The sequence below is a fragment of the Alteribacter aurantiacus DSM 18675 genome (assembly GCF_000429705.1).
Lineage (GTDB): Bacteria > Bacillota > Bacilli > Bacillales > Salisediminibacteriaceae > Alteribacter > Alteribacter aurantiacus.
This window is the reverse complement of record NZ_AUCJ01000011.1, coordinates 20,415-36,537: the sequence shown is the minus strand read 5'-3', so window position 1 is coordinate 36,537 and position 16,123 is coordinate 20,415. Positions and strand designations below refer to the sequence as shown.

The following is a 16,123-nucleotide window of genomic DNA, read 5'->3' as shown; positions in this document are numbered from 1 at the left end:
AATGTGTCGCTCCCTGTAACGATGTGCGTGAGTTTGTTGTTTGCGCCTTCGCAACCAAGTTGGGGGTCTGACCCTTCGTTCACTGTTTCACAAAGCGCCTGACCTCGAACCTTTTAAATCAGCTTTACTACTGATAAACTTAAAGAAGCATGTACATAAGGAGAACGGTGATGACAAACATACTGATCGTAACATCTGTAGAAGTGGAAAAAGCGGCGGTTGAGAAAGGGTTATCCGAAGACCCTCGCTTTCAAGTCATTTGCGGTGGTGTTGGAGTGGCAGCGGCCGCAGCCAATACAGCTACCGCACTTGCTTCGGGCTTATACGACCTCGTTATAAACATGGGGATTGGAGGGGGATTTAAAGAAGTTGCAAAAGTAGGAGACCTCGTGGTTGGAACGAAGAGCATTGCAGCTGACTTGGGTGCAGAGTTACCTAACGGATTCATCCCTATAGATGAATTAGGCTTCGGGTCCGCGGTAATTGAAGGAGATCAAGAAAAAGGAGAAATTCTACTTCACGCTTGCAATCGTAATGTTCATCTTGGGGATGTGCTGACATTAAATACTGTCACAGGGACGGAAGAAACAGCAAACAAGCTACGAACAAAACACCCAAAATCCCTATGTGAAGCCATGGAAGGGTTTGGTGTGGCAACGGCCGCGAAGGAAGCCGGTGTACCGTTCCTTGAGGTTCGAGCGATTTCAAACCCGGTTGGACCAAGAGACCGAGAAGCTTGGAAGATTAAAGAAGCACTTTCCCGGCTAACAGAAGCCAGTGAAGTCATGAAGGAGGTATTTTAATGAAAATCGCGTATTCACCATGTCCGAATGACACGTTTACGTTTCACGCGTGGGCTCACGATCTAATCCCAGGTGCCGAGCCCATCAACGTCACGTATGCAGATATTCATATTACGAATCACTGGGCCATTGACGGGACAGGTCCTGAAGTGATGAAGATTTCGTACGCCACTCTTCCATGGGTTTTAGATGACTACGCCCTAATTCCTTGTGGTGGCGCGTTAGGCCGAGGGTGCGGTCCGTTGGTACTCACAGCCGGCGGTACGACGGATCCGGCTTCTTTATCAGGAAAGCGGGTAGCTGTTCCAAGTGAAAAATCTACCGCCTATTTGCTATTCAGGTTATGGGCGGCCGATCACGTACCTGGAGGCGTTGGGGAAATTGAGATTATGCCATTTGATGAAATCATGCCAGCCGTTCGGGACGGGAAGATAGATGCCGGTCTCGTCATACACGAAGCTCGGTTTACGTATCAAAACTATAACTTGACTATGCTTACGGATTTAGGTGAGTGGTGGGAAAAAGACACGGGTTTTGCTATCCCCCTTGGAGCGATCATTGCTCATCGATCTCTAAACCTTGAAAAGATAGAGGAATGGATTCGTTCATCTGTAGAGTATGCTTGGGCTCATCCGGAGGTGTCTCGTGATTATGTACTGGAGCACGCTCAAGAAATGAGCGATGATGTGGTTAAAGCCCATATCAATCTTTACGTGAACAAATTTACGAAAGATTTAGGTGAAGAAGGGTATCAGGCCATTGAAGCGTTACTAGGTCGCGCCGCAAAAGAAGGAATCGTTCCTTCTTTTGATATGAAAAAGCTTCGGAGTTATAAGTAAGGGAGAAACGAGCGATGAAATTATTGCAGAAGTCACCGGTCCTTTTTTACGTTTTATTTTTAGTGTTCGGGCAAGTGGTTGGACTCATTGTAGGAAATCTGATCAACGCCGTTTGGTTAGGCGCTCTCATGGGCATTGGTGTCGGAATCGGCGTCGGATTGATGGTTCACGGGTTTCTACTCATTAAAAATCAGTGAACATCTTCACAAGGTGCCAGGCCCTGTGATCACTTGATCACGCAGTGCCTGGCACCATTTTTGTTTACCCGTATTCTTTTTGATGCGCTTTTTTCTTTTTTAAGTATTCTTCGTCTGAGCGCACAACCTTCCACTTTTCCTCAAATATACGGGCGGATTCGGCTTTCTCTTCGTCGATGTCCCGCCCATTGATTTCTCCATCGTCGTCATATTTCTTCCCGCCTTTATAGTTAGCGTAACGCCTCGCTCTCGTATAGCCCATTTGAATAAACTTCCTTGCCATGTCCATTCCTACAAAATCATCGTTCGTTTTATATTCTTCAAAGAGCTCATAGATCTTTTCGGAGGATTCTTTAGCGATCTCTGGAGTTTTAAAGCGCCAGTGGGGGAGGATCTCGCTTTTATAAGGTTCCACTAGAAGAACCCCTTGCTCACCGCGACCGACACGGTACTTGTCTGGTTCCTTTCTAAAGTCAATATTGTCAAAGTCCAGGTCATAATCAAAAGCCATCGGGCGTCCCTCCTTGTATTGGAGTTATTATTCCCTTCGTTGGCCACGAGTTAAACGATGGTAATGGCGTTTTTTTATGGTGAAGTCAGCAGGGGGGCTAACCGGTTAATAAGAGTGGTGCTACCGTAAAAAAAGAGGAGTGAGCCGCGAAATCAAATAGCGAACCCGTTAATTCAAGTCAAGTACCGTTTATTTGCTTCAATGCCAAGAGGGTTTGGATGCAGTTGGTCTATCAACTCCTTGAATTCCTTTTTCGCTCCAGTCAGACTTGTGCCGTTGACATACACCATAGATAACTCTCTTTTCATAGTTATTTAGTCTTCCGAAATTAGAAAAATAAACAAAATAAAATAAATGTTGTAAATATAATGACTTTTAATATATAATTTTTTCATCTTGATAAAGGAGGCTTATGAGCATCAAAAAAAGATTTACGTCAAAAATAATTCTCTTTACAGTTTTTGTCCTATTATTTTCTTCAATCGGTAGTTCGTTTTCAACTTTTGCAAACAGTAATTCTCAAGTGAACTTTGAAGATGATTTCTTTGAAGATCAATCATCTTTAGAACACTTACTGTTCGAAGATTTAGAAGAATTGGGTGTTGATGAACTAAAAGAATTAGGTGTAGCCGTGCATCCTGAAGCTGAGGATTTTAATGAAGATATTCTTGCTGAAGATTTTGATGTTGAGGATGCTGTATATGATTTAGATATATCGAAAATGGATGAAGAAGAACGAGAAGAATTCCTTCAAATTATTGAAGAAGCAGCGGCTATTTCTGGTACTACAGAAACAGAATTACTAGAAGAAGCTCTTATTAGTATTTTTGATAGTGAATCGGAAACATTTAATGACCTGGAAGCTACACAAGAAGTACTAGAAGAAAAATATGTTGAAAAAATAGAATCTGAAGAACTAGCTTTAATTTCTTTTTCTAAAATATTATTTTTAGGTTCTGATAAAGTTTATGCTTCTAATAAAAACAAAGGCAAAGTAAGGGTAGGTGTATACTTAGCTGGTTCTGTTTTTAATGTGGCAATAGGCGGTATCGTCGGTGGAGGTGTAAGTGCAGTTAAAAGCTATATTAAAAAGAAAGGAAAAAAGGCAGCTGCAGATACGTTATCAAGAGTTGTTACAGCACAAGCCAAGAAACTAAAAATCCAAACTGTTAGAGGAGTTGCTATAGCATCAGTAGTTGGAACTGCTGTATATGTAACCTTGGATTATGCTGATATTGGGGTAGCTGTTGCTAAGTTTATAGATTCAAAAGATTGGTATAGAAATAACGGTTGGATAGATATAACACAATGAAATATTTAAGGTATTTTATATATTTTATTATAATCTGTATAGTTTCTTATTTGGTATCCCAATATATCACTAAAGATAAAGAGATATTAAATGTCATAATAGGCTTCTTTATCATGCTTCTAGTGACATTTCCATTAATGTACTTAGAGTTTATTAAAATTCAGAAAAGATAATTATACCTGCCAGCATAACTTTATGCTGGCTTTTTTAGAGCTTTAAACACTAGACTGGAGTCTAGTAAAAAAACTCTTAATCCCAAGCCATTAAAACACCCTAAATGACCTTAAGGAAGGCGCCCGTCCCCGCTCCACAAAAAAACCCCGACACTAAGGCCGAGGTCACCATGTCTATTTTTTAATTAAATCTCGAAGTTGCTCTGCTTCCTCTGCCATTTGCAAATACGTATCATCCTTTTCCATTTCTGCCACTTGGCGCATGATGTCTGCGCGATCTTGTAATGCCAGGTCAAGTATGGCCATTTCGTTAGGAGATACATCTTCAAGGTTGTACACCGGGGCGTCTGGTGTAATCTTTCCTTCGACTTCATTCATCGTTTTTTTCACGTGAAACGCTCCTTACTTTAAAGAATTCCCTCTAGTATGGCATACGTGTTGGAAGATTTCATCCAATAGGAGAAAGTCGGACACAAGGAGCGCCCGACCGGTTTTTACTATTTACTCATCTTCCACTTCAACATCGTCTTCGTCAAAGAAATCGATCTCTACTTCAAACTCCTCATAACCTTCATCGAGGCTAAAGGCATCCATAACGGCATCCCGAATCTCATCATCAGACATGTCACTTGAAATGTCTAAGCTTGTAAGAGGTCCTTCCATCTCATCGAGCGCTTCTTGTCCAGACATCTCAATATTCACATCCGCACGAGTATCTTCAATTTCAGCTTCAGGATATCCATCGTTGTACTCGTATTCAGCTTCATAACTACCATCACTATACTCGACTTCTAGCTCAAAGTCATAAAATGCAAGGTCTTCGTACCAGTCATCTGATCCGTTGTCTCCAGCTTCATCGTCCATGTCATCGTTGTCGAGCTCATCATCTTCGCCGAGATCATCGTCCATATCATCTGATCCGTTGTCACCAGTCGTACCATTATCATCCATGTTATCATCAGCTGTTCCACAAGCCACTAAGCCAATTGCTAGTGCTATTGTTGTTAGTGAAAGTGCAAATTTTTTCATATTCTTTCCTCCAGTGTACTTGAAGATATTTACAAACTCATTTTACCCCTATAAAAAAAGCGGTAAACAATGATAGATTTATTTCTTGAATCGGAATATTAGTCAACTAACAATTATATATAGATATTATCCGATAAATATGGTTAAATAAACTACATAATACTTAGGGGGCTAATTAAATGCTTAGGAAGTTTGACCAATTAGTGGGACATCACGTGAACTTGGTTTCACATTTCTTAAAAAACCGATACAACGAACGACTCTCTGAGCTTGGGTTAACCATGTCTCAAGCGAAAGTCCTTTTTATCCTTTTTGACCAAGGAGAGCGAACGCAATCTGAACTTCAGAAAATGCTTTACGTAAAAGGGTCGACCATGAACGGGATTGTGGATTCTATGCTAAAGCAGGAGTTAATCATAAAAAAAGACAGCACGGAGGACCGTCGAACAAAGGTGATTGAGCTCACTGAAAAAGGCCGTGTAAACGAACAGAAAATATGGAGAATCATTAATGAGCTTGAAGAAGATCTAACAAGTGAAATGTCAGACGAAGAGCAAAAGCTCCTCATCTCTTGGTTGAAAAAACTTCAACGTAGTTTTAACGAAGGAAAGAAAGAGGTGATTACGAATGACGCAAAAAGAACAGAGTAAACGCCTCGGGACGGAACCGATTCCGAAGCTACTTAAAAACTTATCAATCCCAGCGATGATCGGAATGTTCGTCATGGCTCTTTACAACCTTGTAGATACGATATTCATATCGTGGTTTGTAGGGATTGAAGGGGTTGCCGGTGTAACGATTGCCTTTCCGGTGATGCTTATTATTATGGCCGTAGCCGCTGCTGTAGGTATCGGTGGAGCTTCCGTTATTTCCAGGCGCCTTGGTGAAGGGCGAGGGCACGAGGCAAATCGGGTATTTGGTAACATTTTGACGATGATCATCCTATTTAGTGCCTTTGCCTTTATCGGTGCGTTCACGTACCTCGAGCCGTTATTGTCTTTATTCGGGGCCACGCCGGAAACGCTTGGATATGCAATGGATTATATGTTTCCGATCATGCTCGGAACGATTTTCTTTTCCTTTGCGTTCACAACGAACGCCATCATCCGATCTGAAGGTAACGCCCGTTTTGCCATGATGACGATGATTATTCCATCTGTACTTAACATTCTCCTCGATCCCGTTTTTATCGTATGGTTGGATATGGGGGTACAAGGTGCAGCGATTGCGACTGTCATTTCACAAGCGTCCATTTCAATCTTGGTGATTCGCTACTTTATGTTAGGAAAAAGTACGTTAACGCCGTCCTTATCCGACTTTAAACCTGTTTACAGTGTCATCAAAGAAGTGACCATTATTGGTATGCCGGCTCTTGTTCGTCAAGTTGCAGGTAGTGTGATGATGATTGCTATCAATGCTATGTTGCTACGCTTTGGTACTGATTTTCACGTAGGCGTCTTTGGCATCGTTCAACGTGTAGCCATGTTTACCCTCATGCCAATGATGGGGATTCTTCAGGGAATGCAGCCGATCATTGGCTATAATTTCGGTGCCAAGCAGTATGGTAGATTAAAAGATACGATCTGGCTTGGACTAAAAGTAGTAACGGTATTTTCAGTGATGGTCTTCATAGTGGTGATGGTGTTCCCTCATTGGTTTATGCGGATCTTTACAACCGATGCTGCTACGATTGAAGCTGGAGCAGAAGGTATGCGAATCATGTTTGCCGCAGCGGTTTTAATCGGGGTGCAAGTGGTGAGTGGCGGTCTGTATCAAGCGCTTGGGAAAGCGAAAGAGGCTCTCGTTTTATCTATGGCAAGACAGGTGTTGTTTTTAATCCCTCTCGTTCTTATCTTGCCTCACTTTTTCGGTGTAGCAGGAGTGTGGCTGGCATTTCCTATAGCAGATGTACTGGCATTCATTCTATCAGCTGCTCTTTTGTATCGGGATCGACGACTCTTTCTTATACGAACGAAAGAAGATGATCTGCCGGTATTGGAGAAAGAAGCTGTTTCATCTTAAGCAAAAAGAATCCCTGTTCGAGTTTTATTCGAACAGGGATTTTTTAATAGAATGACCGGACAAACTCGTCCTAACACTGCAAATGAAAATCCCCTAAATTACCCACTTGCATTTTGAAAGCACTTCCTTTACCATAAGTATATACATTAAGTGCAAACGCTTGCACATAACTAACGATTCAAAGAATTCCAATACAAAAGATTCAGTCATCCAGAAAGGTGAGACGTACAATGGACAAACTCAAAAACATGCCAATTTTATCCTTTGATTTCTGGCAAAAGTTCGGAAAAGCTTTATTAGTAGTAGTTGCGGTAATGCCTGCAGCAGGTATTATGATTTCACTTGGTAAAGCGCTTGCCATGATCGATATTGATTTAGCTTTACTGCAAGCGGTTGCACGGATTATGGAAGATATCGGTTGGGCTATCATTACGAACCTCCATATCTTATTCGCGGTAGCCATCGGTGGCTCGTGGGCGAAAGAGAGAGCCGGCGGTGCTTTTGCAGCATTGATTGCCTTTATTTTAATGAACAGAATTACCGGTGCGATTTTCGGGGTTAACGAAGGAATGTTAAACGACCCTGAAGCAACAGTTCAAACAATGTTTGGTAGTGAACTTGTCGTATCTGACTATTTCATTAGTGTATTAGGAGCTCCTGCCCTTAACATGGGTGTATTTATCGGGATCGTATCCGGTTTCTTAGGAGCAGCACTTTTTAACCGTTTCTATAATTTTGATCGTTTGCCACAAGCGTTGGCCTTCTTTAACGGTAAACGTTTCGTACCCTTTACCGTAATTGTAGGTTCTGTATTCGTGGCGTTCCTCTTGTCACTCGTATGGCCGATGATTCAAACAGCTCTTAATAACTTTGGTGAATGGATCGCAACTTCTCGTGATACAGCGCCAGTTATCGCACCGTTTATCTTTGGTGCACTAGAGAGACTTCTCTTGCCATTCGGACTTCACCATATGCTTACCGTTCCGATGAACTACACGGAGCTTGGTGGAACGTATATGATTCAAACCGGAGAAGCAGCCGGTCGTATCGTAGCCGGACAAGACCCTCTTTGGTTAGCTTGGATTACAGACCTTAACAACTGGTTAGCTCAAGGGGATATGGAAGCATACAACGACTTGAAAGAAGACGTAGCACCAGCTCGTTTTAAAGCAGGGCAAGTTATTACATCGACTGCAGCTCTGATTGGTATTGCTTATGCCATGTATAAAAATGTGGATGAAGATAAAAAAGTGAAATACAAATCTGTTTTCTTATCAGCGGGTCTTGCTGTATTCTTGACAGGTGTAACAGAGCCGATTGAATTCATGTTTATGTTTGCAGCTCCTGTACTTTATATTATTTACGCTGTTATGACAGGAATGGCGTTTGCTGTAGTAGATTTAATTGACCTTCGTGTTCACTCATTCGGGATCATTGAGCTTCTCACTCGTACCCCGCTTATGATTAATGCAGGTATCGGACGAGACTTGTTTAACTTTGTGATTACATGTGCCGTGTTCTTTGCTCTAAACTACGGTGTCGCAACCTTTATGATTAAGAAGTTCAACCTTCCAACACCAGGGCGTAATGGGAACTACATTGACAACGGTGAAGAAGGACAAACGGACGCTCAAGATAAAGGTAGTGACGGAGATGATAACAGTCAAGCCGCACAAGTGATTGCACTTCTCGGTGGTCGTGATAACATTGAAGATGTAGATGCATGTATGACTCGCCTTCGTGTAACGGTAAAAGATCTTGAGAAAGTTGCAGATGAAGGGGATTGGAAAAAGAACGGTGCTCTTGGTTTAATTCGTAAGAACCGCGGTGTTCAAGCGATTTACGGACCAAAAGCCGATGTATTGAAATCTGATATTCAAGATCGACTAGGAGCGTAATAATCTATGAAGCTATTGACTCTCAACTGTCATTCATGGCAGGAAGAGAACCAGTGGGAAAAAATCAGGACGATCGCACAAGTGATTGATGAAAATGACTACGATGTGATTGCCCTTCAAGAAGTAAGTCAGCACGTGGATTCTACCGAACTTTATGGTGGTGTGAAAGACGACAATTTTGCCTATGTGTTGGTAGAAGAGTTAAAAAAAAGAGGGAACGATCGTTATTCCATGGTGTGGGATGTGGCCCACCTTGGTTACGACGTGTACGAGGAAGGCCTTGCGATTTTAACGAAGCACCCGGTTGTCTCAACCGAAAGCTTTTATATTACAAAGAGTGAAGATACGTCTTTTTGGAAAACAAGAAAAGTAGTAGGGGCAACGATCCGCTACCTTGAAAAAGAAATGACGTTTTATTCCTGCCACCTCGGCTGGTGGGATGACGAAGAAGAGAGCTATAAAGACCAAGTGGACCGGCTCGTAAAAAAAGCCGGTAACCACGAGGTGTACTTCCTCCTTGGTGACTTCAATAATGATGCAGGTAAAGAAGGAGAAGGGTACGATTACCTTCTATCAAAAGAACTGGTGGATACGTACACTTTGGCCATGGCTACAGATGACGGAACGACCGTTGTGGGTGACATTGCCGGATGGGATGGAAATGAAAAGGGTCTTCGCATCGACTACATTTTCTCCAACATCTCGTTACCTGTTCATGGTTCGAATGTCATTTTTAACAGTAAAAACAAGCCTGTCGTCTCCGATCACTTCGGTGTTGAAGTGATCTTGGAGTCCCCTCTGCCAAAAAGCTAAACCATGTGTGCCCCGGAGAGCTGCTCTCCGGGGTTTTTTTATTCAGTAGAAAACGGGATTTAGTTTGAACGTGCTGGAAAGAAGGAAAGAGAGAAGTGTGTTCTGGTTAATGAATTGGATTACGTGCGATTGATTTTGAGCATATGATTAGCATTATTAAATTAAAATAATTATAATTAAAAAGTAATTTTAATTAAACTAGTTACCCACTTTAGGTAGCGCGTGTGGGTTTACACTATTTAAGGAGGCAATCCATTATGGATCATAAAAAATTGACTACAAATCAAGGTGTTCCCATTGAGGATAACCAAAACTCCCGAACAGCTGGGCAAAATGGGCCTACATTATTAGAAGACTATCAATTAATCGAAAAGCTGGCTCACTTTGATAGAGAGCGAGTACCTGAGCGTGTTGTTCATGCTCGTGGTGCAGGAGCTCATGGTGTCTTTAAAGTGAAAAATAGTATGAAGCGTCATACGAAAGCGAAATTCCTTCAAAATGAAGGGGAAGAAACACCTGTATTCGTTCGCTTCTCTACGGTCATCCATGGCAATCATTCGCCGGAGACACTCCGAGATCCTCGTGGGTTTTCTGTTAAATTTTACACAGAAGAAGGCAACTACGACTTCGTAGGAAACAACCTTCCTGTTTTCTTTATTCGTGATGCCATGAAGTTCCCTGATATGGTTCATGCCTTAAAGCCCGACCCACGTACAAATGTACAAGACCCTGACCGCTATTGGGATTTTATGAGCCTACGTCCTGAATCAACGAACATGATGCTTCATCTAATGTCCGATGAAGGAATTCCTGCTTCTTACCGCAATATGAGAGGATCAAGTGTACATGCTTTTAAATGGGTGAATGAATTTGGAAACATGACATATGTGAAGCTTCGTTGGGTTCCGAAAGAAGGAATCAAAAACCTTTCTGAAGAGGAAGCGGCGGATATTCAAGCAGAAGAGTTCAACCATGCAAGCCTTGATCTTTACAACGCGATAGAAGAGGGTAATTTCCCTGAGTGGGATCTGTATGTTCAATTCTTAGCACCGGAAGATCTCGATAATTACGACTTCAATCCACTGGATGCAACAAAAGACTGGTTTGAAGAAGACTTCCCATATCATCATGTAGGAACGATGACGTTAAACAAGAACCCGGACAACGTTTTTGCTGAGACGGAATCTGTAGGGTTTAACCCTGGGGTCTTAGTGCCGGGAATCGAACCTTCTGAGGACAAAATGCTTCAAGGACGATTGTTCTCATACAGTGATACACAGCGCCACCGTGTAGGACCGAACTATTTACAGCTCCCAATTAACTGTCCGTTTGCAAAAGTAAATAACAATCAGCGTGACGGTTTCATGCCAATTGGTCAGCAAACGAATTCTATCAATTATGAGCCTAACCGATATGAGGATACGCCAAAAGAAGATAAATCCCAGTCTGAATATCGAGCACCTCTTGAAGGGGTAACCGGTCGTCAGCCGATCGAAAAGAAAAATCACTTCGGCCAAGCAGGTCAAGTGTGGCGCCGTTATTCAAAAGAAGAACAAGAAGCTACGATTAAAAATATTGTAAATGATTTAGGCGATGTTGCCGAAGAAACAGTACTTCGAGCCGTGTGCAACTTCTACCGAGCGGATGAAGAATTAGGTAAAACGCTCGCAGAAAAGCTTGAGGTAGATATTACTCCCTACCTGGAAGCTGCTAAACAGCACAGCTCAAAATAACATGACTAGAGGTTGAGACATATAAGAAAGTGTTTAGAGTAGTGCGAACATTTCGCTACTAGAGCGGAGTATATTTCAGTAGCGGTTTATTCGAACCGCATACCAGTGTTCGGACTTCTACTCTTAATAAACACTTCTGTCCCAGCCTCTATTTTTTGTGTTTTCTTCTTGAGCTCAGACCAAGTTCACTTCTGCATTTACTCCTTATCCTAAGGAAATTATGGGAAAAATGAACCAAAAGATGGTACAAAACTAGGCCTATCCCCCTTACAATAGAAGGAGTAAATAAACGAAAACAACATAATGGAGTGGGACGATGGCATTTGTAAAAAGAAATGTGTGGGTACTTATGGCATCCCTTCTTGTTTTGGGAGCTTGTGGGGATGAAGAGGAAACGATATCTAAAGAAGAAGCAAATGAAGCAGCAGAAACAGAAGAAGCTGTAGAAGAAACAAACGAAAATGATGCCTTAGATGGGGACGTATTAGATGAAGAAATTGATAGACTCAGTGCAGAGGTTGGCGTAGAAACAGAAGTCCATAGCCTAACCGGCTATGCTGAAGAGATCGGACTTACCCTAACTTCCCCAGTGTATCAGCGTTATGCGACACACAACCAAGTCACGATTGAAGGCCAGATCGAACATACAGCGGACTTTCAAAGTGATCAATTGTGGGTCAATGTCAGGTACAGTGGGGACGAAGATTTGCCTTATGACAATACGATGGATCATTATGTAGCAATTGAAGAGGACGGGTCTTTTACAAAAGACTTCTTTCTACATGGAGGTATGGGGGAGCACCGAATTGTAGTTCGTGCACCGAGTACCACAGATGGAGAGGACAACCGGTTTTATGATGTGTCTAATTTGGTAGTAACGAAAGTGGAAGAGGAATTGATTCGAGACATTGAGGTTACTTCCACAGGTGCTTCACATCAACTCATGATAACTCAGCCGGAAACAGGGATCATAACGGCAGACGGGACCTTTGTCCTTTCGGGAGAATTGCCCTTGGCAGAAGACGATCATAGCATGATAGTTGAAGTGAAGGGAGAAGGGTCAGGTGAAAGTGAAGATGTGAAGGTAGAGATTGAAGATGGCTCCTTCCAGAGTGACATTCCTCTTTATTTTGGGGAGGCCTATCATGAAGTCATTTTGAAAGTGTTTAATCCTGAAGACGAGTTGTACTATGAAGCAGCTACTCTATATGTAGACAACCGTTCGAATGACCGATTTGTAGGGAAAGAACTTTTTATAGACTATTTTGAAAGAGGTGTGACCTTGTCTCAACCGACGGTTACAACCCCTCTTGAGCATACAGAGAATACGTATCGATTTGCCGGGGAGTTGGATTCATCGATCCCGGGAGCTGATGAGATTGAACAGATGATCATAACAACGGAATATGAAGGAGAGGAAGAAGCTACTTATTATATTCCGGTTACCGACTATTCCTTTGACGGTGATGTCTGGCTTCGCTTTGGTGAAGGAGAATACGTAATCACAATCAGTGTCCCTGAACTTACTGACGATGAAGAAAGCTTTTTTAGGTACCGTGGGGTGGCGCAATTTACTCACGAAGTAACCGGCGTGGAAGATGAAAGAAGCCTTCTTCCTTCGAGAGGGATTGAATCCGACCATGAAGATATTCAGTCTCTTGCCGATGAACTTACAAGTGGTCTTACAGTTGATCGGGAGAAAGCAAAAGCTGTTTACGATTACTTAGCTGAGAACATTGCATACGATGTGGAAAAGTTTAATGATCGTCTATTTGAAATGGATGATAGTGCTGTAAAAACCTTAGAGCTTCAAAAAGGGGTATGCCAAGATTATGCCTTCTTAGGTGTCGCCCTGCTCAGAGCGATTGATATGGAAGCAAACTATGTGGCGGGGATGGCAGGAAGCGGATTTTTGACTCGCGAGCGTCACGCATGGATAGAAGTGAAGGTTGACGGTGAATGGATCGAAATGGACCCGACTTGGGGTGCAGGATACATTGATGAAGAAACCGATGAATTTGTGTTCAATTACACTGACGACTACTTTGACCCTGATGAAGACTTTTTGAATCAAACACATACAAGAGAAGAAATCATGTATTAAGAGAGAAGTAGACTCGTAAAGAAGGAGACAGCCTTTTTTACGAGTCTTATTTTTGTTTAATAATAACAACTATCAACTGTGGGATGATCGTTTTACCTGTATTCCTAAATAAAAGGGTGTACCTTGTCGATAGGTTTAGGAGAGGGGATGGCTGAGACCATCAAAACGGTTAAGGGGCAATGATGATGAAAATTCCACAGTTGTTCAAAGCAAATTCAAAACAAAGGGAAGAGGTTTCTTTCCATCAAGGGAAGATCGACGTTTCAGATCAAGTGAAGCTCCAGCTTTCAATGATTGATTTGCAGGAAGAAGACCTTGCCATTATAAAAGGGGTCCAACCATATATAGCGAAGCATATTGAGACTATTGTAGATCAGTTCTATAAAAACCTTTCGATGAACAGTCAGCTTACTAAGACGATTGATACTCATAGTTCATTTTCGAGACTAAAGAGTACGTTACGAAAACACATTGAAGAGATGTTCGAAGGTACGATTGATCAAGCGTTCATTGATCAACGAATAACCATTGCCCGCGTTCATGTGAAAATCGGACTGGATACAAAGTGGTATATGTGTGCGTTTCAAGATTTATTGCAATCCATTGGACGCGTGTTGGAAGAAGAGATTGCTGAACCGAATAAAAGGTTTCAAACATTGTTGGTTGTGTCCAAAATCCTAAACATCGAGCAACAGCTCGTATTAGAAGCGTACGAGGTGGAGAATCAACGAATTCGAAACGAAGGGTTTGCGGCAGAACAGGCTTTAAAGGGAAAAGTAAGTGGTACATCAGAAGAACTGGCAGCTTTATCACAGGAAACAAGTGCATCCATTGATGACTTAAGAGGCAAGGTGAAAGATGTTGTAGACTTTAGCCGAAGTGGTGCTGAATCATCCGGCCGTGTGGACAGCCTTTCAAAAGAAGGGCAGTTAAAGCTTGGTAAACAGTACGAGCTGATTAAAACGATACGAAATCATATGGAAGAAATATCATCTGAAATTGAATCGCTAAAAGACATGTCAGAAAAAATCAATCGCATCGTCACGATCGTTCAGTCCATTGCAGATCAAACGAACCTGCTAGCCTTAAATGCAGGAATTGAAGCAGCCCGAGCAGGTGATGCGGGCAGAGGGTTTAATGTCGTTGCTAAAGAAGTGAGAAAGCTTGCGGAACAAACAAAAGTATCCGTAAGTGATGTATCTGGACTCGTTGCCCAAACAAAAGTAAGAGTTGGGACTGTTTCTGAGTACGCTCAAAAAATCGACGGACTTGTAGAAACGAGTAACGGAGGACTATCCGAAGCGAACGAGTTTTTCACTCACATTGTTGGGGAGACGGAGAGGGCGAGAGAACAAAATTCAAACGTAGAAAAAGAGCTATCTTTCATTTCAGCTGTGATTGATGAGATGAACGAAGCTGTCCATCAACTTGCTGTAACAGCGGATCATTTAAATGATGAGACCAATACATTGTAATGAAAAGAGTAGAGGCTGGGACAGAAGTGTTAACTATGAATGAATCCGAACAATGGTATGCGGTGCTAATACACCGCTACTGAAATATACTTCGCTTTCCGCGGGAAGCGGTTGAGCCTCCTCGGGCTTTGCCCTCCGGGGTCTCACCTTCGCTTTTCATCCCGCAGGAGTCTACGTATATTTCATCCGCTCTACTAGCGAATTGTTCGGATCCAACTCTAAACACTTTCTTTATGTCTCAGCCTCTAATCGATTATTAGCCTTCTTTTTTTGCTAATTTCACAAGGACGTGAGCCATCTGATGCTTTTCGTCATCGTCGGCTACTTTCCACATTTCTTGAAGCAACTTCTCTTCTGTATTTTTTGGATCTTCGTGATTCTTTAAATACTCAGCTACACGTTCTGCTCCTTTAGCAATCTGCTCTTCACTTAGGCCAATTTTTTCTCCTTTTTCAATCTTATCAGCCAGGTATCCTTGGAAGCGGTCGAAGCTACTTAAAATCTCTTCTTTCTTTTGTTCGGGCATGGCTTGTACTTTCTCTTCTGCTTGTTGCTGTGTGTTTGCCATTTTACAATCCCTCCAAGATTAGAATGTGATTCTACTCTGCTTGTTCCTGATTTTTCGGGTAGCTAAACATCTAATGAGATAAAAAAAGAAAAGCTGTCCTTTTAATCGGGACAGCTTGGGGGGAGCTTATCTTTCTCTGGAGTGGTGAAGGTCATTTGAGACCTCTCTCACGATTTTTTGACTTTCTTTGTGATCTTTTTCACGGCTTTTTTCTACTTCAATTTTCTTATCCAAGTTGGCATTTAAACTATCATGCCCAATTCCGTGATTTTGTCTTAATCCTTTTTCCATGTGCTCCGTATATTTTGGAGCGTCATCTTTTCCTGTCATCATGCATTCTCCTTTTTTGTAAGGTTAATTTCGTAACCATGTTTTCAATTTGTTCATTTCCACAATTGGAGTGAACACCAATGCTCGCATGCAACCTCCTGTAAGCAAAGAAAATGAAGATTATGTATGTCTTATATCCGTTCAAAAAAAAGATCAAACATTTAATCAAGAGTAGCCTTGCCAATCTTTCCTTTTCTCATTCATATGCGTTGTTTTTTGTTTATAAAAGCCATGAAACGAAAGCGTTCATTGGTCCTTATCCATATCGGTAAGAAACCCCGTGTGTTTATGGGATTATCATAACAAAGGAATGGAA

The 16,123-nt window shown here is 42.0% G+C and carries 16 protein-coding genes; 11 read left to right on the top strand and 5 right to left on the bottom strand.

Annotated features, from left to right (window positions below; genetic code table 11):
- Positions 1 to 170: 170 nt before the first annotated feature.
- From G476_RS0101420 to G476_RS0101410, 3 genes are read left to right on the top strand one after another with little or no spacing between them, the layout of a single operon-like run.
- Positions 171 to 803, top strand: a complete 633-nt coding sequence (locus G476_RS0101420; protein ID WP_026688528.1) for a futalosine hydrolase — start codon at positions 171 to 173, stop codon at positions 801 to 803.
- On the top strand, positions 803 to 1,642 hold the full coding sequence (locus tag G476_RS0101415; RefSeq protein WP_026688527.1) for a 1,4-dihydroxy-6-naphtoate synthase: 840 nt from the start codon (positions 803 to 805) through the stop codon (positions 1,640 to 1,642). Before G476_RS0101420 ends, G476_RS0101415 begins: the two co-directional genes overlap by 1 nt.
- Before the next feature lie 14 nt (positions 1,643 to 1,656).
- Positions 1,657 to 1,839, top strand: a complete 183-nt coding sequence (locus tag G476_RS0101410) for a hypothetical protein (protein WP_026688526.1) — start codon at positions 1,657 to 1,659, stop codon at positions 1,837 to 1,839.
- Positions 1,840 to 1,903: 64 nt separating this feature from the next.
- On the opposite strand, the gene G476_RS0101405 is transcribed toward G476_RS0101410, so the two are convergent.
- On the bottom strand, positions 1,904 to 2,350 hold the full coding sequence (locus G476_RS0101405; RefSeq protein ID WP_026688525.1) for a DUF4385 domain-containing protein: 447 nt from the start codon (positions 2,348 to 2,350) through the stop codon (positions 1,904 to 1,906).
- 412 nt (positions 2,351 to 2,762) lie between these two features.
- Between G476_RS0101405 and G476_RS22770 the strand changes: the two genes are divergently transcribed.
- Complete coding sequence (locus G476_RS22770) at positions 2,763 to 3,662, top strand: hypothetical protein (protein WP_051314610.1); 900 nt, start codon at positions 2,763 to 2,765, stop codon at positions 3,660 to 3,662.
- 347 nt (positions 3,663 to 4,009) lie between these two features.
- On the opposite strand, the gene G476_RS0101390 is transcribed toward G476_RS22770, so the two are convergent.
- Both G476_RS0101390 and G476_RS0101385 read right to left on the bottom strand, forming a co-directional pair.
- A complete protein-coding gene (locus G476_RS0101390; RefSeq protein WP_026688524.1) occupies positions 4,010 to 4,225 on the bottom strand; it encodes a hypothetical protein in 216 nt (71 codons plus the stop codon).
- A 111-nt stretch (positions 4,226 to 4,336) separates the two neighbouring features.
- The gene (locus G476_RS0101385; protein WP_026688523.1) at positions 4,337 to 4,864 is read right to left on the bottom strand and encodes a YusW family protein; all 528 of its coding nucleotides are present in this window, start codon (positions 4,862 to 4,864) and stop codon (positions 4,337 to 4,339) included.
- Positions 4,865 to 5,043: 179 nt separating this feature from the next.
- On the opposite strand from G476_RS0101385, the gene G476_RS0101380 reads away from it, so the two are divergent.
- From G476_RS0101380 to G476_RS0101350, 7 genes are all read left to right on the top strand, one after another.
- On the top strand, positions 5,044 to 5,514 hold the full coding sequence (locus G476_RS0101380; protein WP_026688522.1) for a MarR family winged helix-turn-helix transcriptional regulator: 471 nt from the start codon (positions 5,044 to 5,046) through the stop codon (positions 5,512 to 5,514).
- The gene (locus G476_RS0101375) at positions 5,492 to 6,886 is read left to right on the top strand and encodes an MATE family efflux transporter (protein ID WP_026688521.1); all 1,395 of its coding nucleotides are present in this window, start codon (positions 5,492 to 5,494) and stop codon (positions 6,884 to 6,886) included. Before G476_RS0101380 ends, G476_RS0101375 begins: the two co-directional genes overlap by 23 nt.
- Before the next feature lie 248 nt (positions 6,887 to 7,134).
- A complete protein-coding gene (locus G476_RS0101370) occupies positions 7,135 to 8,784 on the top strand; it encodes a PTS transporter subunit IIBC (RefSeq protein ID WP_026688520.1) in 1,650 nt (549 codons plus the stop codon).
- 6 nt (positions 8,785 to 8,790) lie between these two features.
- Positions 8,791 to 9,597: an endonuclease/exonuclease/phosphatase family protein gene (locus tag G476_RS0101365; RefSeq protein ID WP_026688519.1), complete on the top strand. Its 807-nt coding sequence runs from the start codon at positions 8,791 to 8,793 to the stop codon at positions 9,595 to 9,597.
- A 257-nt stretch (positions 9,598 to 9,854) separates the two neighbouring features.
- Positions 9,855 to 11,330, top strand: coding sequence for a catalase (locus tag G476_RS0101360; protein ID WP_026688518.1), 1,476 nt, complete (start codon positions 9,855 to 9,857; stop codon positions 11,328 to 11,330).
- 316 nt (positions 11,331 to 11,646) lie between these two features.
- On the top strand, positions 11,647 to 13,434 hold the full coding sequence (locus tag G476_RS0101355; protein ID WP_026688517.1) for a transglutaminase domain-containing protein: 1,788 nt from the start codon (positions 11,647 to 11,649) through the stop codon (positions 13,432 to 13,434).
- 179 nt (positions 13,435 to 13,613) lie between these two features.
- A complete protein-coding gene (locus G476_RS0101350) occupies positions 13,614 to 14,909 on the top strand; it encodes a globin-coupled sensor protein (RefSeq protein ID WP_156906498.1) in 1,296 nt (431 codons plus the stop codon).
- A 256-nt stretch (positions 14,910 to 15,165) separates the two neighbouring features.
- Here G476_RS0101350 and G476_RS0101345 read toward each other — a convergent pair whose 3' ends face one another.
- Together G476_RS0101345 and G476_RS0101340 are read right to left on the bottom strand one after the other, a co-directional pair.
- Positions 15,166 to 15,477 carry a DUF3243 domain-containing protein gene (locus G476_RS0101345; protein ID WP_026688515.1) on the bottom strand — a complete coding sequence of 104 codons (312 nt, stop codon included), beginning with the start codon at positions 15,475 to 15,477 and terminating at the stop codon, positions 15,166 to 15,168.
- 126 nt (positions 15,478 to 15,603) lie between these two features.
- Positions 15,604 to 15,810, bottom strand: coding sequence for a YuzK family famiily protein (locus tag G476_RS0101340; RefSeq protein ID WP_156906497.1), 207 nt, complete (start codon positions 15,808 to 15,810; stop codon positions 15,604 to 15,606).
- Positions 15,811 to 16,123 lie beyond the last annotated feature (313 nt).